Genomic DNA, 22,292 nt, shown 5'->3' on the forward strand with positions numbered 1-22,292 from the left:
CCCGCCGACCACGGACCGGGAGCCGGTGGCGGCGGTCCAGTAGACGGCGCCGCCCTGGAACCACTGGGCGATCCCGCGCCCGTCGGGGAGGGCGCCCTCGTCGGTGGTGGGGTAGCGCAGCGGCCCGCCCTCGTAGCCCTTCCGCCCCCAGGCCTGCAGGTTCCCGTTGACCACCGGGTGGGCCCCGGTCGCCCCGCTCCAGTAGACGGCGCCGTGCTGGAACCACTGGGCGGCGCCGTGGCCGTCGGGCAGACCGCCCTCGTCACCCACCGGCATGCCCAGCGGGCCCCGCGCGCCGCCGGTGCGGTACCAGGCGTCGGCGATCGCGTTCTGCACCCGGGGGATCCGCCCTTCGGGGAACATCGCACGGAGCGTGTCGCTGATCGCCCCCTCGATGTGCGCGGCGCCGCGGTCGGACGGCTCCTTGCTGAGCACCGCCAGGACGAAGCGGCCGTCGGGCCCCACCAGCCCGGTCGAGTGCCGGTAGATCGAGCCGTTGACGCAGCACATCCAGCCCTGCTTCTGCGCGATCACCGGCTCCTGCGGCAGGCCGTCGTGCAGTCCGAAGAACTGGTAGCCGCCGTCTCCGTGCCGGGTTGAGCGGCGCAGCTGGTCGACGATCCAGTCGCGGGAGGCGGCCGACAGCCCACCTGCGCCGTCGAGCAGGCGCTGGTAGTAGCGGACGACGTCGTGCGCCGTGATCAGCGTGTTGCCCCAGTAGCGCGGGTTGGAGGTCAGGCCCACCTCGCGGAGGCCGTAGCGGGCGATGACCTCGCTGACCATGCCGTTGGCGCCGTAGGTGGACCAGAAGCGGCTCGCGGCGGCGTCGTAGGACTCGCGCAGCATCCGGCCGAGGTCGGTCCAGTCGGTCGGGGACAGCCGGATCTGCCCCAGGTCCTGCCGGCGCAGCAGGTTGTCGGCGATGAACAGCTTCATCACCGAGGCCGACTCGATCCGCTGGTGCGCGGCGGCGCCGTTGTCCCGGTACTGGCCGGTCTGCCGGTCCAGCAGGGCGATCGCCGTCGTCGTCCCCCGGTCCGCAGCCAGGGAACTGCCCGCGGACACCCGGTCCTGCAGGGCGTCCGCCCGCGCGGCGGAGACGACCCCGAGCGCGAGCACCAGCCCCAGCGCAGCGCACAGCAGTGCGCCAGTACGACGTCCCATGTCGGATTGCCCCCTGTGGTCCCGCGCGACGCTCACACGGGGCAATCGGGGGGGTCAAGCCCGGGGGGACGGGTGGGACGGGAGGGCCGGAGGAGGTGTTCCGTGCGCGGTCAGCGGCGCCACAGGTCGGTGAACGCCACCCCGAGCGTGGCCAGCTGGGTGCGCAGCAGCGGCAACGACAGGCCGATGACCGCGGACGGGTCGCCCTCGACGCGGCGGACGAACGCCGCCCCGAGCCCGTCCAGGGTGAAGGCGCCGGCGACGGCCAGCGGCTCACCGGTGGCCATGTAGGCGTCGACCTCGGCGTCGGTGGGCTCGGCGAAGTGCACGACGGTCGAGGAGACGCCGACGTCGCGCTGGGTCACCCGGCCCTCGCGCACGTCGAACACCGCCTGGCCGGTGTGCAGCACGCCGCTGCGACCGCTCATCCGCTGCCAGCGCAGGCGGGCGTCGGCGGCGTCGACCGGCTTGCCCAGCGGCTTGCCGCGGAACTCCAGCAGCGAGTCCGCCGCCACCACCAGCGCATCGGTCTCCTGCCGGGCCACTGCGGTGGCCTTCGCCGCGGCGAGCAGGGCGACCAGCTCGCCGACCCGCGGCGCGGTCACCGAGTCCTCGTCGAACCCGCTGACCACGACCTCCGGGTCCAGCCCGGCCTGGCGCATCAGCTGCAGCCGGGCGGGGGACTGGGAGGCCAGCACCAGGCGGCGGCTCATGCGGACCGCCCCGCGGCGAGCCAGCCACCGGGGCCGGCCTGCAGCGGCCGGCGGTGCAGCGCGGCCGGGGAGCCCCAGGCGCCGACCGGGGTGGGCCGTCGGCGGGGGCGGGGGGTCGAGAGCGCGGCGACCACGGCGGTCAGGGCGGCGAGCTCCTCGGTGCTGGGCTCGCCGCGCACCACGCGGAGGAGAGGCAGGACGCCGTCCTCCGCAGGCTCGGGGCGGGACCCGGGACGGGGCCGGAACGGATCAGTGCTCACAGTGGGATGTTCCCGTGCTTCTTCGGAGGGAGGGTCTGCCGCTTGTTGGCCAGCAGCCGCAGCGCCCGGACGACGTGGACGCGGGTGTGCGACGGGGGGATCACCGCGTCGACGTACCCGCGGTCGGCGGCGATGTAGGGGGAGAGCAGCGCGTCCTCGTACTCGGTGATCAGCTCGGCGCGGCGGGCCTCCGGGTCCTCGGCGGCCGCGAGCTCCTTGCGGTAGAGGATGCCCACGGCGCCCTGCGCGCCCATCACCGCGATCTGCGCCGTCGGCCAGGCCAGGTTGACGTCGGCGCCCAGGTGCTTGGAGCCCATGACGTCGTAGGCGCCGCCGTAGGCCTTGCGGGTGATCACCGTGATCAGCGGGACCGTCGCCTCGGCGTAGGCGTAGAGCAGCTTCGCGCCGCGGCGGATGATCCCGTCCCACTCCTGCGAGGTGCCGGGGAGGAAGCCGGGGACGTCGACGAAGGTGAGCACCGGGATGTTGAAGGCGTCGCAGGTGCGGACGAACCGCGCGGCCTTCTCGCTGGCGTCGATGTCCAGCGTGCCGGCGAGCTGGGTGGGCTGGTTGGCGACGACCCCCACCGGGCGGCCCTCGACCCGGCCGAAGCCGATCAGGATGTTGGGCGCGAACAGCGCCTGCACCTCGAGGAACTCGCCGTGGTCGAGCACGTGCTCGACCACGGTGTGCATGTCGTAGGGGGTGTTCGCCGAGTCCGGGACGAAGGTGTCCAGCTCGAGGTCCTCCGCGGTGAGCGCCTCGGGCAGCGCGACGTCGACCGGCGGCACCTCCACGGCGGGCAGCGGGTCGAGGTTGTTGCTGGGCAGGTAGGACAGCAGCGCCTTGACGTAGTCGATCGCGTCGGCGTCGTCCTCGGCCAGGTGGTGCGCGACACCGGACTTCGTGTTGTGCGTGCGCGCGCCGCCCAGCTCCTCCAGCGTCACGTCCTCGCCGGTGACGGTCTTCACCACGTCGGGGCCGGTGATGAACATCTGGCTGGTCCCGTCGACCATCACGATGAAGTCGGTCAGCGCGGGGGAGTAGACGTGCCCGCCGGCGGCCGGGCCCAGCACCAGGGAGATCTGCGGGACCACCCCGGAGGCGTGCACGTTGCGCCGGAAGATCTCCGCGTAGAGGCCGAGGGAGACCACGCCCTCCTGGATGCGTGCGCCACCGCCCTCGTTGATCCCGATCACCGGGCAGCCGGTGCGCACGGCGAGGTCCAGCACCTTGGTGATCTTCTCGCCGTAGACCTCGCCCAGGCTGCCGCCGAAGACGGTCACGTCCTGGGAGAAGACGCAGACCGGGCGGCCGTCGACCGTGCCGTGGCCGGTGACCACGCCGTCGCCCATGGGGCGGCGGGCGTCCAGGCCGAAGTTCGTGGAGCGGTGCCGGGCGAACTCGTCCAGCTCGGTGAACGAGCCGGGGTCCAGCAGCGCCTCGATCCGCTCACGGGCCGTCATCTTGCCCGCCGCGTGCTGCTTGGCCACCGCCCGCTCGGACCCCGCGTGCGTGGCCTCCTGCACCCGCCGCTCGAAGTCCGCCAGCTTGCCGGCGGTGGTGTGCAGGTCGACGTCGGCGGGGAGGTCGTCCCCCGCGCTCCCGATCTCGGCGGCACTCACGGGCCGTAGCGTAGTGACGTGACCGACGGCCAGCCTCCGGCAGCACCCTCTCCCGACCGCCCGGCCCTCGACGGCGGTGCCCTGACCGCTGCGCTGGCCGGGGGGCTGTGGCGCGCGGTGGAGGTGGTCGAGGCGGTCGGTTCGACCAACGCCGACCTCGTCGCCCGGGCCGGGGAGGACGAGCCCGAGGGGCTGGTCCTGGTCGCCGAGCACCAGGTGGCCGGGCGCGGGCGGCTGGACCGCAGCTGGACCTCGCCGCCGCGTGCCGGGCTGACCGTGTCGGTGCTGCTGCGGCCCGACGTGCCCGCTGCGCGCCGCGCCTGGCTGTCCCTGCTCACCGGGGTGGCGCTCGCCGAGGCGGTGGGCGAGGTGGCCGGCGTGCGGGCCTCGCTGAAGTGGCCGAACGACCTGCTGGCCCCCGGCGGCGCGAAGCTCGCCGGGATCCTCGCCGAGACCTCGGGGCAGGCCGTGGTCGTCGGGGTGGGGCTCAACGTCTCCACCACCGCGGCGGAGCTGCCCGGCACCGGCACGTCACTGGCCCTCGTGCGCGGTGCGGCGGTCGACCGGGCCGCCGTCCTGCTCGGCTTCCTGCGGGCGCTCGAGCGGCGGTACCGCCGCTGGGTCGAGGTGCTGGGCGACCCGGTCTCCTCCGGCCTCGCGGCGGACTACCTCGCCTGGTGCAGCACCGTCGGCACCGAGGTCGTCGTGACCCTGCCCGACGGCTCGGCCCTGGAGGGCGTCGCCGAGGCGGTCGACTGGGACGGCCGGCTGGTCGTCCGCACCCCGGCGGGCGTGGTCGAGCTGGCCAGCGGCGACGTGCGACACGTGCGCCCGGCGGCCCCGGGGGCGTGACGCCCGCCGCCGGGTCGGCCATCCTGACACGATGGGCTACCCGGAGAAGGTGCTGGGCGAGGACGAGGAGGTCGTCGCCCACCTGCACCCCCACTGGCTGACCGTCCTCCGCCCGATCGTGCTGTTCCTGGTGCTGGTCGGCCTCGCGTCCTTCGGGGCGGCGCTCGTCCCGGCGGGGGACCAGCAGGCCCTCTGGCGCCTGGTGGTGGTCGGCGTGGCGGCCGTGCTGGCACTGGTCCTGGTCGCCGTCCCGCTGCTGCGCTGGCGGACGACGCACTACGTGATCACCACCCACCGCCTGCTGTACCGGACCGGCGTCCTGGCCCGTTCCGGCCGGGACATCGGCCTGTCCCGGATCACCGACGTCTCCTACCGGCAGAGCCTGTGGGACCGGCTGGTCCGTGCGGGCACGGTCTCGATCGAGACCGCGGGAGAGGGGGGCCCCACCGTCTTCTCCGCGATGCCCGACAGCGAGGGCGTGCAGCAGCTGCTCAACCAGCTGGTCGAGGAGGACGCCGACCGCCGGGCCTGGGCCGACGGCGGCGGGCGCGGCAGCGGCGGCCCCTACCCGGACTGACCCGGGGACGCCGCGGGGCGCGAGTGACGCCGGTGCACCCGTCGGGCGGCCGTGGCCGCGCCGCACGGCCGGGCGGCCACGCAGGCGTAGCGTTCCGCGACGATGCGCAGCGACCCGACCCCCGGCGACGGCCCGATCGACCCGGTCGACGCACCGCGCCTGGACGCCGTGGACCAGGCGCTCAGCGGTGACGCGTCGTCCTCGGTCGTCCGGGGCGCCGTCGCCCGCGGGGCGACCTACGCCGTTTCCACGGGGCTGATCGCCCTCGCCTTCCTGCTGGTCTTCCGCGACCTGGGCGTGGTGGCGTTCGGTCGGCTGTCCGCGGCGATCGCGATCGCCGCGATCGTGCAGTCGATCGGGGACGCCGCGGTCAGCGCCGTGGCCCAGCGGCTGCTGGTCGCCGCACCCGCGGACGAACGACCGGCGCTCGCCGCGCAGCTGGTCGGGCTGCGGCTGGTCCTCATGCCCCTGGTGGGCCTGGGTGGGGTGGCCTTCGGCGTCCTCGCCGGCTACCCCGCCGACCAGGTCGTTGCCGTCGCCCTGGCCTGCCTGGGAGCGACCCTGGCGGTGGGTGCGGCGGCCTGGACGACGCCCCTGGTGGTCGAGCTGCGGGCCGCCCGGGCGTCCGTCGTCGAGCTGGTCCGGCAGGTGGTGATCGCCCTGGGACTGGCGGGAGCAGCCCTGCTCGGGCTCTCGCTGGCCGGGTACGCCACCGTCTACGTCGTCGCCGGGGTGGCCGGGGTCGTCGTCGCCCTGGCCCTGCTCGCCCCGCAGTGGCGGGGACTGGCCCTGCCCCGGGCGGCGACCGTCCGGCTGGTGGTCCGTGAGGCGAGCTGGCTGGCGGTCGCCCTCACCGTCAACTCGCTGTTCCTGAAGGTCCTCGTCGTCGTCGCCTCGGTCTCGGCGACCAGCGACGAGACCGGTCTGTTCGCCACGGCCGCCCGGGTGATCGAGGTGATCGCCGGCCTGCCGCTGCTGATGGCCGCGGTCGCCTTCCCGCTGCTCAGCCGGGCGGCCGAGGACCGGGACCACGTGCGGTTGGCCCGGGCCCTGGACCGCGTCGTCCGCGGCGTGGTCGTGCTCGTGGGCGGTGCCGTCGTGGTCGTGGTCGTCGCCGCGGAGCCGCTCATCGAGGTCTTCGCCGGGGCGGAGTACCTGGCGGCTGCGCCGGTGCTCCAGCTGCAGGCCTTCGCCCTGCTGGCCAGCACGGTGACCCAGGCCCTCATGTGGGCGCTCGTGGCGCTCCGGGGTGAGCGGCTGCTCGCCCTGTCGAACGCGCTGGCGCTGCTGGTGCTGCTGGTGCTCGGCGCGGTCCTGCTCGCGACCATGGGCGCCCGGGGCGGGGCCCTGGCGGCCATCGTCGGGGAGACGTTCCTGGTGGTGGCCACCCTGTTCGTGCTGCGCCGGGTCCGGCCGGACGCCGTCCCCCGGCTGGTGCCGCTCCTGACCGTGATGGGGCTGGCCGTCGTCATCGCGCTGACCGGGCAGCTGCTGCCGTGGCCCGCCGTGCTCTCGGCCGTGGCGGCCGCCCTGGTCTACGGGGTCGCGGTGCTGGTCCTGCGGCTGGTGCCACGGGAGCTGTTCGACGCGCTCCCGCTGCGTCGTCGCGCCGGCTGACCGGTTCGCGCCGCCGCCGGGTCAGCGACGTCGGGCACCCTCGTGCGCCGCGCGCCGGAAGCTCTCCGCCGTCGCCTCGGCGGTGCGGCGCCAGGTGAACTCCGCCGCGCGCCGCGCACCGGCGGTCACCAGCCGCTCGCGCTCGCCGGGGTCGGCGAGGAGAGCGCGGACCGCGCCGGCCAGGTCGGTCGCGCTGGTGGTGTCCACGTACCGCACGGCGTCGCCGCCGACCTCGCGGAGCACGGGGATGTCCGAGGCGACCACCGCGCAGCGTCGCTGCATCGCCTCCAGCAGGGGCAGCCCGAAGCCCTCGAACCGGGACGGGCACACGTAGAGGTCCGCCTGCCGGTAGAGCTCCTCGAGCTCCTCGGTGCTCAGCCACCCGCGCAGCTCGACGTCGCCGGTCAGCCCGAGCTGGTCGACCAGCGGTTGCAGCGGGTCGGCGCCCGACCGGGGACCCCCGGTGACCACGAGCAGTGGCCGCTCCTGGGCGGGGATCGCCGCCCAGGCGCGCAGCAGCCCTTCGTGGTTCTTGTGCGGCAGCCGGTTCCCGGTGGTCAGGACGGTGCGGCGGGCACCCGGTGCACGCCGCTCCCCGGAGGGCAGGACGGGCGGGGCTGCGGCCGCCAGCGGGACGACGTCGACGCGCGCGGCCGGCAGCCCGAGGAACTGCTCGATGTCGGCTGCGGAGGCGCGCGAGTCGGTCAGCACCCGCGTGGCCGCCCGCGCCGCCCGGCCGGACAGCAGGGAGACGCCCCGGGCCAGCGGCCCGGCGATCTCCGGGTGCCGGTAGGAGAGCAGGTCGTGGACGGTGACGACCGTGGGCAGCAGCCGCACCACGGGACCGAAGTTCGCCGGGCAGTGCAACACGTCGGCCCCGCGGGCGCGGGCCACCGGCCCGACGAGCGCCGCCTCACCGGCGGCCCACCAGGCCCGCTGCTCCCCGGAGACCGGCACCCGGGTCACCGAGCCGGGGAACCACTCCGGCGCCCGGCGACCGCTCTCCCGGTTCACCAGACCGTGGAACCGCAGGTCGGGGGCGACCTCGGCGAGCTGCCGGTACAGCTCGCGACCGTAGGTCTCGGTGCCGCCCTTGCGCCCGGTGAGGTAGACCAGGTCGACCGCGACCCGGGTGGTCACGCCCGGCCTCCGGACGTGTGCGTGCCCGTCACGGGTCCGGCCGGTCGCAGTCGGGAGGTCATCGGTCTCCATCCGGGGGGCGGGGTGGTCGCCGAGACTAACCCGAGGAGCGGGACCCGCCCCGGCGACCGGCCCGGATCCCGGCCGTGCCGGGGACGGGGCCGGCGTGTGACCGTTCCGTCACGGCGCGCCTGGACGGTTCTGTCAGCAGCCCGTCCTACGTTCCGCGGCATGCGCATCCTGCACACCTCCGACTGGCACGTCGGCAGGTCGCTGCACGGCACCGACCTGCTCTCCGAGCAGGAGGCGGTGCTCGCGCGCCTGGCCGAGGTGGTGACGGAGGAGTCGGTCGACCTGGTGGTCGTCGCCGGGGACGTCTACGACCGGGCGGTCCCTTCGGCCGATGCGACCGCGGTGCTCGACCGGGGGCTGACGCGGCTGCGTGCCGCCGGTGCCCAGGTCGTCCTGACGCCGGGCAACCACGACTCCGCCCGCCGCCTGGGCTTCGCGGCCGGGCTGCTCTCGGCGTCGGGGGTGCACGTCCGCACGGCTGTGGCGACCCTCGACGAGCCGGTGCTGCTCGCCGACGAGCACGGCGAGGTCGCGGTCTACGGCATCCCCTACCTGGAGCCCGAGGTGGCCCGGCACGAGCTCGGCCAGCCGGGCGCGCGGAGCCACGAGGCCGTGCTCACCGAGGCGATGGACCGGGTGCGGGCGGACCTCTTCCTGCGGCCCGGGGTCCGGTCGGTCGTGCTGGCCCACGCCTTCGTCGGGGGCGGGATGCCCAGCGACAGCGAACGGGACATCTGCGTCGGTGGGGTCGACCTGGTCCCGGCGTCGGTGTTCGACGGGGTCGACTACGTGGCGCTCGGCCACCTGCACCGCCCGCAGACGCTGACCCCGCGCATCCGCTACAGCGGCTCGCCGCTGCCGTACTCCTTCGGCGAGGCCGGTCACGACAAGCAGGCCTGGCTGGTCGAGCTGGGGGCCGGCGGGCTGGCCGGGGTCCGGCCCGTCCCGCTGCCCGCACCGCGCCGGCTCACCCAGCTCCGCGGTGAGCTGGACGACCTGCTGGCAGACCCACGACTGGCCGAGGTGGTCACGCACTTCGTCTCCGCGACGCTGACCGATCCGGTCCGCCCGCTGGATCCGATGCGCCGACTGCAGGAGCGGTTCCCGCACTGCGTCCACCTCGAGTGGGCGGGGGGGCCGACGAGCAGCGACGGGCGCAGCTACCAGGAGCGGCTCGCCGGGCGGAGCGACCTGGAGGTCGCCGAGGAGTTCGTCTCCCACGTGCGCGGCCTGGCCGTCAGCCAGGCCGAACGCGAACTGCTGGCCGCGGCGCTCGCCGGCGTGGCGCGCGAGGAGGCCCTGCAGTGAGGGTGCACCGGCTCGCGGTCACGGCCTTCGGCCCGTTCGCCGACCGGGTCGAGGTCGACCTGGACGAGGTCGGCCGTGACGGGCTGTTCCTGCTCTGGGGGCCGACCGGCGCGGGCAAGACCAGCCTGCTGGACGCCATCGTCTTCGCGCTGTACGGCACCGTGCCCGGTGCCCGCGGTGAGGAGAGGCGCCTCCGCAGCGACCACGCCGGGGACGCGGTGCGCACCGAGGTCGAGTGCGAGGTGACTCTCGGTGGAGAACGGCTGCTGGTCACCCGCCGGCCCGAGCAGCAGCGTCCCAAGCGGCGTGGGACCGGGTGGACGACCGAGCAGGCCCGGCTCACCGTCCAGCGGCTGACGGACGGCGGGTGGGAGCCGGTCAGCACCCGCATCGACGAGGGGTCAGAGCACCTGCGCCGCCTGCTCGGCCTGTCCGCGGAGCAGTTCTGCCAGGTGGTCCTGCTGCCACAGGGGGACTTCGCCCGCTTCCTCCGCGCCGAGCCCGAGGACCGCGCCCGGCTGCTGCGGACCCTGTTCGACGTCGGCCGGTTCGCCCGGGTCGAGGACTGGCTGGCCGCGCGGCGTGCCCAGGCGCGCGCTGAGCTCGACGAGTCCCGGATGGCGGCGAGCACGCTGCTGGCCCGGGTCGCCCAGGTCGCCGACGTCGAGGTGCCCGAGGAGCTGGCGCCCGAGCTGGTCGGCGCCTCGTCGCCGGTGCACGCCACCTCCTGGGTCCGGCAGGTCCACGCCGAGGTCGCCACCCGCCTCACGGAGCGTGCGGCCGCGGCCGAGGCGGCCGCCGCGGCGGTGGAGCGCGCTGACGCCGAACTGGCGCGGGCCCGGGTCGACGAGGGGCGTCACGTCCGGCAGGCGCGGGCCCGGGCCGAGCTGGCCCGGCTGCAGGAGGAGGCGGCGGAGCTGGGTGGCCTGCGTGCCGCCCTGGACGCCGGGGGGCGTGCCGAGCCGGTGCGGGACGTGCTGGAGGCCGCCGGTCGGGCGGCGCAGGAGGCCGAGCGCGCCCACGCGGGACTGGCCGCGGCGCGCTCGGCCTGGGCCGAGGTCGCCGGCCACCGCACGGCCGACGGGTCGCTCGCCCGCGAGCTCCGCGACGAGGTCGCCGGGCTGCGAGCGCTGCTGCCGGAGGTGGGCAGGGCAGCCGGGCTGGAGCGGGAGCTGGACACCGCACGCGGTGAGGTGGCACGGCTGTCGGCCCGGTACCGCACCGAGGAGGAGTCGGCGGCCGGGTGGCCGGCCCGCACCAGCGAGCTCGAGCGGGCGGTGGAGTCCGCGGCCGAGGCCGCGGCCCGGCTGCCCGGCGTGGTCGCGGCGGCCGACCGGGCGCGGGCCTCGCTGGCGGCCGCGGAGGCCGCCGAGGAGCTGGAGGCGCGCACCGTCGGGCTGCGCGACTCGGCCCAGGAGGCCCGGGGCAGGTGGCTCGACGCCCGCGAGCACTGGGCCGACCTGCGCGCCCGCCGGCTGGACGGGATGGCCGCCGAGCTCGCCGGCCAGCTGGCCGCCGGCGAGTGCTGTCCGGTGTGCGGCGCCGTCGAGCACCCGGCCCCGGCGACGGCGACCGGACCCCAGGTCGGCCGGGTCGAGGAGGACGCCGCCCACGCCGAGTCCGAGCGGCGGGAGGCTGTGCACGGGGCTGCCCAGCGGGCCGTCGAGGACGCCGAGCGGGAACTCGCGGTGCTGCGCGCGCAGGCCGGTGGGGACCCGGTCGAGGTCCTGGTCCGGGACGCCGCGGAGACGGCGGCGGCCGAGGCCGGCGTGCGCCGCGAGGCCGCGCGGCTGGCGCCGGCCCGCGCCGAGCTCGCCGAGCTGACCGCGCGCCGGGAGGCCGCGGCTGCGGCCGCGGCCGCCACCCGCGAGGAGCTGGCCGCCCGGCGCGCGGGCCTGGCGAGGCTGGAGGAGTCCCTCACGGTGGTGCAGGCGCGGCTGACCGAGGCGCGGGGTGAGGACCCGGACCTGCCGGCCCGGGTCAGCCGGCTCACCCAGCTCGCCGAGCGGTGTGAGCTGGTGGTGGCAGCGGAGGGCGACGAGCTGCGGGCGCGTACCGCAGCCGACGAGGCCCGCCGGCTCGCCGAGCGCCGGGTGGTCGAGGCCGGTTTCCCCGACCTGCTCACCGCCGCCGGAGCGCTGCTCGACCGCGGACGCACCGAGGTGCTCGCCCGTCGGATCGCCGAGCACGACCAGCGCTGGTCGCTCGTCACCGCGACGCTGGCCGAGCCGGAGCTGGCCGACCTCCCCCCGCGACCGGACCTCGACGCGCTGACCGGCACCTGCCGCTCGGCCACCGCGACCCGCGAGGCCGCGGTCGCCGCGCTCGCCGAGGCACGCCGGTGCCTGGTCGCCCTGGACGGGCTGGCGGCCGAGCTGACGGCCGTCGAGGTCGAGCTGGACGACCGGCGGGCCGCGGCCGACCAGGTCGCGGCGCTCGCCGACCTGGTGAACGGCCGAGGGGGCAACACGATGCGCATGCGGCTGCAGTCGTTCGTGCTGGCCGCTCGCCTCGAGCAGGTCGCCGAGGTGGCCAGCCGCCGGCTCAGCGACATGTCCGGGGGGCGCTACCGGTTCCTCCACAGTGATGCGCAGGGGCGGCACGGGGCGCGGGGCGGTCTCGGTCTCGACGTCCTGGACGAGTACACCGGTGCCCGGCGGCCGACCAAGACCCTCTCCGGCGGGGAGAGCTTCATGGCCTCGCTCGCCCTGGCGCTCGGCCTGGCCGACGTGGTCACCGCCGAGAGCGGTGGCGTGCAGATCGACACCCTGTTCGTCGACGAGGGTTTCGGCACGCTGGACCCGCAGGCGCTCGACGCGGTGATGACCGTGCTGGACGAGTTGCGTCGTGGCGGCCGCACCGTGGGTGTCATCAGCCACGTCGAGGAGCTGCGGCAGCGGATCACCGGGCGACTGGAGGTGCTGACCGGACGGAACGGGTCGCGCGTGGTCGCCTGAGGTGCTCAGCCGGCGGTGGTCGCCGGCGCGACCCGGTCGCCGTCCGGACCGGTGCGCGGGTCCACGGTGGGTGCCCGGAACACCCAGCGACGGTATGCCAGGAAACGGATCACCGTGCCCAGCGCGATCGACCCGACGTTGGCCGTCTGGAGGACCAGGGAGCCGTCCTGGCCCAGGCCCTCGTGCACGAACGTGACGATCCCCAGCGACAGCAGCAGGGTCGCCGCGTTGACCAGGGCGAACACGGCGTACTCGCGCCGGACCGTGCTCCGGGCCCGGTGGGCGAAGGACCAGTACCGGTGGCCGACGTAGGCGACGGTGGTGGAGACGGCTGCCGACCCCAGCTTGGCCAGCGCCGGGTCGAGCCCCGTGACGCCGTAGAGGACCTGGAACACGGCGAGGTCGAGGGCGAAGCACACGGTGCCGACGACGCCGAACGCGCTGAGCTCCCGGACCAGCAGCCGGCCTGCCCCGCCGATGCGGTGGCGTGCACCGGCGAGAGCCATGCCGCCGAGCTTAGGTGCCCGGAACGCACGGGGCCGCCTGACACCGCGAACGGTGGCAGGCGGCCCCGGTACCGGGCGGACCGCCGTCAGGGGGTCACGGTGACCGTTCCGGTGGAGGTGTCCCAGGTGAGGGTCGCGTGCTCGAAGCGCTGCTGCCAGCCCTCGGGGACGGCCACCCGAGCGGCGATCGGGTAGCCGAGTGCGCCGCCCTCCCAGCCGCGCGCCCGCCAGGTGTCGAGGATGCCGCCGCTGACCACGTGAGCCCCGGTGGCAGGGGACCAGTAGACGACGCCTCCGCGGAAGAACTGACCGCAGCCGCCGGCGGTGATGCCGCAGAACATGTCACCGGTGGGGTACCCGAGCAGCCCGCGCTCGGCATCGAGCGAGCGCCAGGTGTTGAGCACCGCGCCGGAGATGGCGTGCGGGCCGGTGGACGGCGACCAGGCGACGACCCCGCCGGCGAACTGCTGGGCGCAGCCGCCGTCGGTGAGCCCGCAGGCCATCTCGGCCGTCGGCTGGCCCAGCGGTCCGGCCTCCCGGCCCAACGCCTGCCAGGCGCCGAGCACCCCGCCGGAGAGCGCGTGGGCGCCGGTCGACGGCGAGCCGCTGATGAGCCCGCCGGCGAACTGCTGGGCGCAGCCGCCGTCGGCCAGCCCGCAGACCCGCTCGGCGAGCGGGTAGCCCAGCGGACCGTCCTGTGCCCCCAGCGACGTCCAGCTGGCGAGGACGTCGCCGGAGACGGCGCGGGCGCCGGTGGAGGGCGACCAGGCGATGACGCCCCCGGCGAACTGCTGGGCGCAGCCGCCGGCCGTCAGGCCGCAGGTCATGGTGGCCGTCGGGTAGCCCAGCGGGCCACCTTCCGACCCCTGCGCCCGCCAGGTGGCCAGCACCCCGCCGGAGAGGGCGTGGGCGCCGGTGCCCGGGGACCAGTAGACGACGCCCCCGCTGAAGGACTGGGCGCAGCCGCCGGCGGTGATGCCGCAGGACATCGCGCCGGTCGGGTAGCCGAGCGGGCCGCCCTCCCAGTTGAGCCCGCCCCAGGCGCCGAGGATGCCGCCCGAGACCGCGTGCGCACCGGTCTTCGCGGTCCAGTAGACGGCGCCGCCGGCGAACCACTGGGCGCAGCCCCCCGACGCCATCCCGCACGTCATCTCGCTGGTCGGGTAGCCCAGCGGGCCGCCCTCCCAACCCTGCGCCTTCCAGGTGTTCAGCACGGCACCGGAGACGGCGTGGGCACCGCTGGACGGTGACCAGTAGATGACGCCGTTGGCGAAGAACTGGGCGCAGCCGCCGGCGGTGATGCCGCAGAACATGTCACCGGTCGGGTAGCCGAGCGGGCCGCCCTCCCAGCCCAGGGAGCGCCAGGTCCCCAGGATCCCGCCGGACACGGCGTGTGCGCCCGTCGCGGGGGACCAGTAGATGACACCGCCGGTGAAGAACTGGGCGCAGCCGCCGGCGGTGATGCCGCAGAACATTTCGCCCGTCGGAGCGCCGAGCGGTCCGGTGCCCCCGCCCTGGGCGACGTAGAGCCCACCGATGCCCCCGGAGACCCGGAAGCCGGTCGACCCGAACCAGTCGGTGAAGTAGTTGTAGAAGTTCCGGTTGCCGTACTGGGCGCACGGGTCCGAGGAGGCGCCGTAGCCGGCGTTCAGCGACGCCTGGTTGGGGCGGTAGGGGGTGTAGTTGTAGAGCCCGGCGGTGGCCTGGTTCACGATGAACACCTGCGAGGTGCCGCAGCTGGAGTTGGTGCTCCACCGGATGGTGTTCCAGCGGCCGGCGACGTAGCTGTAGGAGTCGGCGTCCGCCCGGTACTTCTTGTACTGCCACGCCGATCGGTACAACTGGTTCTGCAGGCCCGCGTAGGCCGGGTCGCACTTCCCGGTCCCGTCGTCGGGGCAGGCGTAGCCGGCGGCGCGCTCGTAGCTCTTCGTCGTCGGCGACGTCGCCGTGACCAGCCCCATCTCCTTCTGCAGGAGCACCAGCAGCACCCGGGGGCTCACCCCGCACGAGACGGCGACCTTGGTCAGGATCGTGGCCGCGGACTCGACCGCGCCGCCCTGGTAGCCGTTGCACAGCCGGTCGCCAGAGCGGCTGGTCGTCGCGACCGTGTAGTTCTTCAGGCACATCTGGCCGGCGGTGCAGCGCTGCCCCTTGGCCGTGAGGAAGGCCTGGACGTCGTTGGCGCCCATCGACCCGGCGTCGTAGAACACCGCGTCGGAGATGATGTTGCCCGGGTCGAAGCGGCTCAGGTCCGCCGCCTGCGCGGGCGCAGGAGGGGCCTCCCCGACCGTCGGGGCCAGCACGAGGCCGGCGACCAGCGTCGCCACCGCGGCCAGCCGGACGAGCAGCTGCCTCACGGGACGTCCACCTGCACGGGCTCGGAGGAGCCCTGGGTGGTGCCCGAGCGGTAACCCACCACCGCTGTCCAGGCGCCGGGTGCGAGCTGGTCACCGGCGATGCTCAGCGCTCCGCAGGACGTCGTGGAGACGTTCGCGACGCCTTCCCGGGTCGCGGTGGCCGAGGTGCCGTCGTCCCGGGTGAGGGTGAGCGTGCAGGTGCCGCCCTCCTCGACCACGCCGGGCACCTCGCTGCGCACGGTCACGGTGCGCTCGGCGGCGTCCCAGTAGGACGCGGTCACGAAGACGTCCGCCTCGCCGGCGGCCGGGTCGGTGGGGGTGGCGGGTGGGTCGGTGACCACCTCGGTCGGCTCAGCGGAGGAGAACGCCCCGGTCGGCAGCGCCGGGGTCTCGGACACCCCCGCCGCGGCGCTGCCCGTCGACGCGGCGTCGGCGTCCGTGGTCCCGGCACCGTCCGCACTGCACGCGGCGGTCGGCAGCAGGGCGAGGAGGAGCCCGCCCACGGCGAGCGTGCGGCTTCGGTGGAGCATGTCGTTCCTAACGTCTGGGGACGAGCGTCTGCCCGGAGGGGCGGGAGGGTGGCTGCCGCGCATCGGCGGCCACCCCGGCGGGGCGTGCGCTGACGCCCGCCCTCCCGGTCCTCCGGTTCCGTTCTCGGCACCCGCTGGGCCGACCGTGACCGCTCCGTCCCGCCGGACCACTACGCTCGCGGCGTCATGAGCAGCCCCCAGCCCCTGCACCCGCGTACCGGTCTGCCCGTCGTGGCCATGGTCGGCGGCGGGCAGCTGTCCCGGATGACTCACCAGGCCGCGATCGCGCTCGGCCAGTCGCTGCGCGTGCTGGCCGCCGACCCGGCCGAGTCCGCCGCGCTGGTCGCCGCCGACGTCGTCCGCGGCGACCACCGGGAGCTGGCGGACCTGCAGCGGCTCGCCGACGGGGCCACCGTGGTCACCTTCGACCACGAGCACGTGCCCACCGAGCACCTCCGCGCGCTGGAGGACGCCGGCCACCGGGTCGCCCCCGGTCCCGCGGCGCTCGTGCACGCCCAGGACAAGCTGGTGCTGCGCCGGGCGCTGGCCGCCGCCGGAGAGCCGCAGCCCGCCTGGGCCGAGGTGCGCACGGTGCACGATGCGACCGCCTTCGCCGACCAGGTCGGCTGGCCGGTGGTGCTCAAGACCCCACGCGGTGGCTACGACGGCAAGGGCGTCTTCGTGGTGCGCGGCCCCGACGAGGTCGCCGACCTGCTGGAGCGGCACGGCACCCTGCTGGCCGAGGAGCGGGTGGCGATGACCCGCGAGCTGTCCGCCCAGGTGGCCCGCTCGCCGTTCGGTCAGGTCGCGGTGTGGCCGGTGGTCGAGACCGTGCAGCGGGACGGCGTGTGCAACGAGGTGTACGCGCCGGCGCCCGGCCTCGGCGAGGAGAAGGCGACCGCGGCCCAGGAGCTCGCCGTCCGGATCGCGGACTCCCTCGGCGTCGTCGGCATGCTCGCCGTCGAGCTGTTCGAGACGCCGGACGGCGTGCTGGTCAACGAGCTGGCGATGCGGCCGCACAACTCCGGGCACTGGACCATCGAGGGCGCCCGGACCAGCCAGTTCGAGCAGCACCTGCGTGCCGTCCTGGACTACCCGCTGGGCTCCACCGCGATGACCGCGCCGGTCGTCGTGATGGCCAACGTGCTCGGCGGCGACGCCTCGTCCGACGACTGGGCCGGGCCGGGCCTGGACGAGCGGGTGCACCACCTGATGGCGCACTGGCCGGACGTGAAGCTGCACTGGTACGGCAAGGGGCAGCGCCGGGGCCGCAAGCTCGGCCACGTGACCGCGCTGGGGGACGACCTCGCCGAGGTCCGGGCCCGCGCGGTCGCCGCCGCCCGGTACCTGGCCGACGGTGTCGTGGACGAGGCCTTCGCCTTCCCGGGCGCACACTGAGCCGCCGAGCCACCGAGCCGTCGTCCAGACCCGCCACCGAGAGGCACCCGTGCACATCGCCGTGATCTACGACTGCTTCTTCCCGAACTCCACGGGGGGCGGGGAACGGCAGTACCGCGCGTTCGCCGAGCACTTCGCCCGGCGCGGCCACCAGGTCAGCTACCTCACCCGGCGCCAGTGGGAGGGTGATCCGCCGAGCGTGCCCGGCGTCGAGGTCGTCGAGATCGCGCCCCGGGCGGCCCTGTACGACGCGTCGGGCAACCGACGTCTCGGCCCCGCGCTGGGCTTCGCGGTCGCGGTGGCCCGGCACCTCCGCCGGCACGGCAGCCGGTACGACGCCGTGCTGGTCAGTGCCCTGCCGGCGCTCAACGTCCCCGCGACGCGACTGGGCACCCTGGGGCGCGGGACCGCCGTGTGCTCGGACTTCCTCGAGGTCTGGCGCCCGGAGCAGTGGCTGGAGTACTCCGGCCCGGTCGTCGGCCGGGCGGCCCGGCTGCTGCAGACGCTGGCCGTGCGCCTGAGCCCGCTGGCCAGCTGCCACTCGCAGATGAACGCCCGCCGGCTGGAGGCCGAGGGGCTGCGCACGGCCCCGGTGGTGAGCCCGGGGCTGATCCACGACGACATCCGGGCCGATCCCTCGCCGGAGGCGGCTGATCCGCCGACGGTGGTGTTCGTCGGCCGGATGATCCCGGACAAGCAGGTGGCCGCGATCCCCGCGGCGGTGGCCGAGGCCCGGCAGCACGTGCCGGGCCTGCGAGCGGTCCTCATCGGCGACGGCGAGCAGCGTGCCGCGGTGCAGAGCGAGGTGCGCCGGCTGGGCCTGGACGGCGTCGTGGAGGTGCCCGGCTTCGTCGACGCGGACCGGTTGCACGCCGAGCTCCGGTCCGCGGCCTGCATGGTCAACCCGTCGAAGCGGGAGGGGTACGGCATCGTCGTGGTGGAGGCCTGTGCGGTGGGCACCCCGGTCGTGCTGGTGGACGCCCCGGACAACGCGTCGGTGGAGCTGGTCACCCCCGGCGTCAACGGTGTCATCGCGCCCAGCGCGGACCCCGGGCCGCTGGGCGCGGCCATCGTGGAGGTCGTCCGGGCCGGCGCGACGCTGCGCGCGTCGGCGGCGGCCTGGTACGCCGAGGCGTCCCGGTCGCGCACCATGGCCGCGGCTGCCGAGGCCGTGCTGGAGGCGCTCCGGACCACTGCGGGACGAGGAGGGGACCGTGCCTGACCCGATCGTCGGCATCGTGATGGGCAGCGACTCCGACTGGCCGATGATGGCGCCGGCCGCCGAGGCGCTGGACGAGTTCGACGTCCCGTGGGAGGCGCACGTCGTCTCCGCGCACCGCACGCCGCGCCGGATGCTCGACTACGCCGAGTCCGCCGCCGGGCGGGGGCTGCGGGTGGTGATCGCCGGCGCCGGGGGAGCGGCCCACCTGCCCGGGATGGTCGCCGCGGCGACCCCGCTCCCGGTGATCGGCGTCCCCCGGCCGCTGGACCGGCTCGACGGGCTGGACAGCCTGCTGTCGATCGTCCAGATGCCGGCCGGAGTCCCGGTCGCGACCGTGTCGATCGGTGGCGGCCGCAACGCCGGACTGCTCGCCGTCCGCGTCCTCGCCGCCGGCGACGACGGGCTGCGGGCGCGGGTCGAGCGGTTCCAGGCCGACCTCGCCGACGCCGTGATCGCCCGCGACGCACAGCTGCAGGAGCGTCTCCCGCGCGGGTGAGCCCCCTTCTGGACGGCGCCCGGCAGCCCTATTCTCTACTCGTGGGTAACAACGCTGGGCTGTACGCGCTCACCGACGAGCACGAGGCCATCCGGGAAGCCGTCCGGGAGATCGCCGAGCGCGAGATCGCGCCGTTCGCCGCGGAGGTGGACGCCGAGTCGCGCTACCCGGTCGAGGCGCAGAAGGCGCTGACCGCGGCCGGCTTCCACGCCACGCACGTCCCCGAGGCCTACGGCGGCGAAGGTGCTGATGCGGTCGCCACCTGCATCGTCATCGAGGAGGTGGCCCGGGTCGACGTCAGCGCCTCGCTGATCCCCGCGGTCAACAAGCTCGGCTCGGTGCCGGTGATCCTCTCCGCGTCCGAGGGGCTCAAGCAGCAGGTGCTGCCCTCCATCGCCGCCGGCGACGCGATGATCAGCTACGGCCTGTCCGAGCGCGAGGCAGGGTCGGACGCCGCCGCGATGCGCACCCGGGCGCGGCGCCAGGGCGATACCTGGGTGCTCAACGGGACCAAGGCGTGGATCACCAACGCCAGCGTCTCCGAGTGGTTCACCGTGATGGCGGTGACCGACCCGGAGAAGGGCGCCAACGGGATCTCCGCGTTCGTCGTGCACCGCGACGACCCGGGCTTCGCCGTTGGGCCCAAGGAGAAGAAGATGGGCATCAAGGGCTCGCCCACCTGCGAGCTCCACTTCACCGACTGCACCATCCCGGCCGACCGGGTCGTCGGGGAGCCCGGCACCGGGTTCAAGACCGCGCTCCGCACGCTGGACGTCACCCGGCCGACCATCGGCGCGCAGGCCGTCGGGGTCGCCCAAGGGGCGCTGGACGCCGCGGTCGCCTACACCAAGGACCGCCGCCAGTTCGGCTCGGCGGTCAGCGACTTCCAGGGCGTGCAGTTCATGCTCGCCGACATGGACATGAAGGTGCAGGCCGCCCGGCACCTGGTCTACGTCGCCGCTGCCGCCGGCGACGCGGGGCGTCCTGACGTCACCCGGGTCTCCGCCGCGGCCAAGGCGTTCGCCTCAGACGTGGCGATGCAGGTGACCACCGACGCCGTCCAGCTCTTCGGTGGCGCCGGCTACACCCAGGACTTCCCGGTCGAGCGGATGATGCGCGACGCCAAGATCACCCAGATCTACGAGGGCACCAACCAGGTGCAGCGCATGGTGATCGCCCGCAGTCTGCTGCGCTGACGACGGCCGGTCCGGGGCCGCAGGGGCGCGCGGTGTTCCCCGGCGGCCTGCCCACGCCGCCGTAACCTGGACCGGTGATGCGCGTCCGTCCGGTTGCACCCGCCGTGTGCGCGCTGCTCGGCCTCGTGCTGATCGGCTGGGGCGCGTCGGCGGTGCGCAGTGCCGGACCGGCGGTCCCGGTGACGGCTCCGACGACGGCTCCGACCTCGGCCGAGCAGGAGGAGCCCGCGGTCCGGGTGGTGTTCCTCGGTGACTCCTACACGGCGGCCTCGGAGACCGGCGTCGGTTATGCGATCCGCACCGCCGCCCTGCTGGGGTGGACACCGGTCCTCGAGGCGATCGGCGGCACCGGGTACCTGACCGCCGGCACGCTCCCCGGCGGGGCGCCGTACGCCGCCCGGGTGGACGAGGTGGTGGCGGCGGCCCCGGACGTGGTCGTGGTGCAGGGCAGCACCAACGACCGGGGCAACTCCACCGAGGCGCTGTACACCGCCGCCCGGGACCTCTACTCGGAGCTGGGCGCGCGGCTCCCCGAGGCGCGCATCGTGGTGCTCGGCCCCGTGCTCCCGCCCGGGCTGGACCAGGCGAGTGTGCTGGCCGTCCGCGACGCCCTGCGCCGTGCCGCCGCGCACGAGGGGCTCCGCTTCCTCGACCCGGTGGAGGAGGAGTGGCTCTCCCCGCCGGGCGGCTTGTTCGCCGACGGGGAGCACCCGAACCGGATCGGTTACCGCGAGCTCGCCGTCCACCTGGTCCGGGCGCTCCAGGACCCCCACTCCTAGGCGTCCCGTGGGGCCGGGTGCACCCGGCCGGCGGCGTCAGTCGAGCAGCCGGGAGACCGCGGAGAGCCGGGCGTCGCCGGCCATCGACGCCAGCCAGGTCGCCCAGCCCGGGCGGGTGCGCACCGCCTCCAGGGCGCTGCGGGCGGCGGCCCGGTCGCCCCGGCGGGAGGCGGCCAGCGCCGCGTAGAGGTCGCGCGCGCCCTCCGGGGCGAAGACGGCGAGGGTCTCGTAGTCGCGCTCGTCGTAGGCCCGCTGCAGGTTGCGCAGCATCCGGAGCTGGGCCACCGGGTCGCCGGAGTCGTCGACCCGCAGGTCGATCCGCACCCCGTCGTCGTCCTCGGTGGCCGGCTCCCCGCCGACGACCAGCAGCGCGGCGGACTGCCGGCCACGCAGGTCGCCGCCGGCGTCCTGGCCCGCGGTCAGCGCGGCCAGCAGCCGGTCGGCGAGCGGCCCGCCGGTGGAGACGAAGGCGGCCGACATCGCCGGCAGCACGTCGGAGGAGGTGAGCATGTTGCCCTGCACGCTGAAGCCGTCGCCGAGCAGGTGCCCGCTGGCCGGCAGCGAGCCGCGCCCGGTGTCGGCGGCGACCCGGCCGTCGGCGTCGAGCACCGCGATCTGCCGGTCGACGTCCTCGGCGGCGTGCGAGGCGTGCCGCACCAGGTCCTGCGGCGAGGTGCCCGCGGCCAGGCCGGCCATCAGCGAGGTGCCCAGCCCGCGCCGGCTGCGGGCCTGCACCGCCACCACGCCGACCCCCGGCCGCACGGTCGGGACGGCGCGGCCGACGGCGAGGATGCAGGAGGAGACCGCGATGCCCAGGTCCCCGGTGCCCGGGTCCCGGGCGATGACGGAGAAGGTCACACGCCCGCCGGGAGCGACATCGCCGGGACCTCGGCCGGGACCTCCAGCGGGGCGTCGGTGGCGGCCACGACGTCGGCGACGGTGACGCCGGGCGCGGTCTCGCGCAGCACCAGGCCGGTGGGCGTGACGTCGATGACGGCCAGGTCGGTGACGATGCGGTCGACGCACGCCTTGCCGGTGAGCGGCAGCGAGCACTCGGTGACGATCTTGGCCGACCCGTCGCGCGCGGTGTGCTCCATCATCACGACGACCTCGCGGGCGCCGTGGACCAGGTCCATGGCGCCGCCCATGCCGTTGACCATCTTCCCGGGGATGAGCCAGTTGGCCAGGTCGCCGGCGGCGCTGACCTGCATCGCGCCCAGGACGGCGAGGTCGATGGCGTGGCCGCGGATCATGCCGAAGGAGAGCGCGGAGTCGAAGTAGCTGGCGCCGGGCAGGACGGTGACCGTCTCCTTGCCGGCGTTGATCAGGTCGGCGTCCTCCTCGCCCTCGAAGGGGTACGGGCCGACGCCGAGGATGCCGTTCTCGCTCTGCAGGACGACGTGCACGCCGTCGGGCACGTGGTTGGGCACCAGGGTGGGCATGCCGATGCCGAGGTTGACGTACTGCCCGTCGCGCAGGTCGGCGGCGACGCGGGCGGCGAGCTGCTCGCGGGAGAGCGCCAT

20 protein-coding genes are annotated in these 22,292 nt (G+C 75.3%); 10 read left to right on the forward strand and 10 right to left on the reverse strand.

Annotated features, from left to right (window positions below; translation table 11 throughout):
• From ACI795_RS18570 to ACI795_RS18585, 4 genes are all read right to left on the reverse strand, one after another.
• The coding region (locus ACI795_RS18570; protein ID WP_457077070.1) for a serine hydrolase at nucleotides 1–1,164 on the reverse strand (1,164 nt) is incomplete at its 3' end.
• A gap of 110 nt (nucleotides 1,165–1,274) precedes the next feature.
• Nucleotides 1,275–1,877 carry a Maf family protein gene (locus ACI795_RS18575; protein ID WP_457077071.1) on the reverse strand — a complete coding sequence of 201 codons (603 nt, stop codon included), beginning with the start codon at nucleotides 1,875–1,877 and terminating at the stop codon, nucleotides 1,275–1,277.
• A complete protein-coding gene (locus ACI795_RS18580; RefSeq protein WP_457077072.1) occupies nucleotides 1,874–2,137 on the reverse strand; it encodes an acyl-CoA carboxylase epsilon subunit in 264 nt (87 codons plus the stop codon). Before ACI795_RS18580 ends, ACI795_RS18575 begins: the two co-directional genes overlap by 4 nt.
• A complete protein-coding gene (locus ACI795_RS18585) occupies nucleotides 2,134–3,762 on the reverse strand; it encodes an acyl-CoA carboxylase subunit beta (protein WP_457077073.1) in 1,629 nt (542 codons plus the stop codon). The genes ACI795_RS18580 and ACI795_RS18585 overlap by 4 nt, the downstream gene beginning before the upstream one ends.
• 18 nt (nucleotides 3,763–3,780) lie before the next feature.
• On the opposite strand from ACI795_RS18585, the gene ACI795_RS18590 reads away from it, so the two are divergent.
• The 3 genes from ACI795_RS18590 (at nucleotide 3,781) to ACI795_RS18600 (ending at nucleotide 6,808) form a co-directional block, all read left to right on the forward strand.
• On the forward strand, nucleotides 3,781–4,614 hold the full coding sequence (locus ACI795_RS18590) for a biotin--[acetyl-CoA-carboxylase] ligase (RefSeq protein WP_457077074.1): 834 nt from the start codon (nucleotides 3,781–3,783) through the stop codon (nucleotides 4,612–4,614).
• A gap of 31 nt (nucleotides 4,615–4,645) precedes the next feature.
• Nucleotides 4,646–5,191 (forward strand): PH domain-containing protein, encoded by a 546-nt coding sequence (locus ACI795_RS18595; protein WP_457077075.1) that lies wholly within the window; start codon nucleotides 4,646–4,648, stop codon nucleotides 5,189–5,191.
• A 102-nt stretch (nucleotides 5,192–5,293) separates the two neighbouring features.
• A complete protein-coding gene (locus ACI795_RS18600; protein WP_457077076.1) occupies nucleotides 5,294–6,808 on the forward strand; it encodes a lipopolysaccharide biosynthesis protein in 1,515 nt (504 codons plus the stop codon).
• 21 nt (nucleotides 6,809–6,829) lie between these two features.
• On the opposite strand, the gene ACI795_RS18605 is transcribed toward ACI795_RS18600, so the two are convergent.
• Entirely contained in the window at nucleotides 6,830–7,948 is a 1,119-nt protein-coding gene (locus tag ACI795_RS18605; protein ID WP_457077077.1) for a glycosyltransferase family 4 protein, read from the reverse strand.
• A gap of 231 nt (nucleotides 7,949–8,179) precedes the next feature.
• On the opposite strand from ACI795_RS18605, the gene ACI795_RS18610 reads away from it, so the two are divergent.
• Together ACI795_RS18610 and ACI795_RS18615 are read left to right on the forward strand one after the other, a co-directional pair.
• Complete coding sequence (locus ACI795_RS18610) at nucleotides 8,180–9,328, forward strand: exonuclease SbcCD subunit D (RefSeq protein WP_457077078.1); 1,149 nt, start codon at nucleotides 8,180–8,182, stop codon at nucleotides 9,326–9,328.
• A complete protein-coding gene (locus tag ACI795_RS18615; RefSeq protein ID WP_457077079.1) occupies nucleotides 9,325–12,285 on the forward strand; it encodes an AAA family ATPase in 2,961 nt (986 codons plus the stop codon). The genes ACI795_RS18610 and ACI795_RS18615 overlap by 4 nt, the downstream gene beginning before the upstream one ends.
• 5 nt (nucleotides 12,286–12,290) lie before the next feature.
• Here the strand turns inward: ACI795_RS18615 and ACI795_RS18620 are convergent, their stop codons facing one another.
• The 3 genes from ACI795_RS18620 to ACI795_RS18630 all read right to left on the reverse strand — a co-directional run bounded on the left by ACI795_RS18620 (nucleotide 12,291) and on the right by ACI795_RS18630 (nucleotide 15,678).
• Entirely contained in the window at nucleotides 12,291–12,791 is a 501-nt protein-coding gene (locus ACI795_RS18620; protein ID WP_457077080.1) for a GtrA family protein, read from the reverse strand.
• Nucleotides 12,792–12,877: 86 nt separating this feature from the next.
• On the reverse strand, nucleotides 12,878–15,148 hold the full coding sequence (locus ACI795_RS18625; protein ID WP_457077082.1) for an LGFP repeat-containing protein: 2,271 nt from the start codon (nucleotides 15,146–15,148) through the stop codon (nucleotides 12,878–12,880).
• Nucleotides 15,145–15,678, reverse strand: coding sequence for a hypothetical protein (locus ACI795_RS18630; protein ID WP_457077084.1), 534 nt, complete (start codon nucleotides 15,676–15,678; stop codon nucleotides 15,145–15,147). The genes ACI795_RS18625 and ACI795_RS18630 overlap by 4 nt, the downstream gene beginning before the upstream one ends.
• 186 nt (nucleotides 15,679–15,864) lie before the next feature.
• Here ACI795_RS18630 and ACI795_RS18635 point away from each other — a divergent pair, with 186 nt between their 5' ends.
• The 5 genes from ACI795_RS18635 to ACI795_RS18655 all read left to right on the forward strand — a co-directional run bounded on the left by ACI795_RS18635 (nucleotide 15,865) and on the right by ACI795_RS18655 (nucleotide 20,769).
• Nucleotides 15,865–17,076 carry a 5-(carboxyamino)imidazole ribonucleotide synthase gene (locus tag ACI795_RS18635; protein ID WP_457077086.1) on the forward strand — a complete coding sequence of 404 codons (1,212 nt, stop codon included), beginning with the start codon at nucleotides 15,865–15,867 and terminating at the stop codon, nucleotides 17,074–17,076.
• A 49-nt stretch (nucleotides 17,077–17,125) separates the two neighbouring features.
• Nucleotides 17,126–18,298 carry a glycosyltransferase family 4 protein gene (locus tag ACI795_RS18640; RefSeq protein ID WP_457077088.1) on the forward strand — a complete coding sequence of 391 codons (1,173 nt, stop codon included), beginning with the start codon at nucleotides 17,126–17,128 and terminating at the stop codon, nucleotides 18,296–18,298.
• Nucleotides 18,291–18,794, forward strand: coding sequence for a 5-(carboxyamino)imidazole ribonucleotide mutase (gene purE, locus ACI795_RS18645; protein ID WP_457077090.1), 504 nt, complete (start codon nucleotides 18,291–18,293; stop codon nucleotides 18,792–18,794). The genes ACI795_RS18640 and purE overlap by 8 nt, the downstream gene beginning before the upstream one ends.
• A gap of 41 nt (nucleotides 18,795–18,835) precedes the next feature.
• Nucleotides 18,836–19,990, forward strand: a complete 1,155-nt coding sequence (locus ACI795_RS18650; RefSeq protein WP_457077092.1) for an acyl-CoA dehydrogenase family protein — start codon at nucleotides 18,836–18,838, stop codon at nucleotides 19,988–19,990.
• Between the two features lie 77 nt (nucleotides 19,991–20,067).
• Nucleotides 20,068–20,769, forward strand: a complete 702-nt coding sequence (locus tag ACI795_RS18655; protein WP_457077108.1) for an SGNH/GDSL hydrolase family protein — start codon at nucleotides 20,068–20,070, stop codon at nucleotides 20,767–20,769.
• A 36-nt stretch (nucleotides 20,770–20,805) separates the two neighbouring features.
• On the opposite strand, the gene ACI795_RS18660 is transcribed toward ACI795_RS18655, so the two are convergent.
• Together ACI795_RS18660 and ACI795_RS18665 are read right to left on the reverse strand one after the other, a co-directional pair.
• Nucleotides 20,806–21,627 (reverse strand): DUF1028 domain-containing protein, encoded by an 822-nt coding sequence (locus ACI795_RS18660; RefSeq protein WP_457077094.1) that lies wholly within the window; start codon nucleotides 21,625–21,627, stop codon nucleotides 20,806–20,808.
• On the reverse strand, nucleotides 21,624–22,292 hold the full coding sequence (locus ACI795_RS18665) for a CoA transferase subunit B (RefSeq protein ID WP_457077096.1): 669 nt from the start codon (nucleotides 22,290–22,292) through the stop codon (nucleotides 21,624–21,626). The genes ACI795_RS18660 and ACI795_RS18665 overlap by 4 nt, the downstream gene beginning before the upstream one ends.

This window comes from Modestobacter sp. SYSU DS0290 (genome assembly GCF_054050955.1).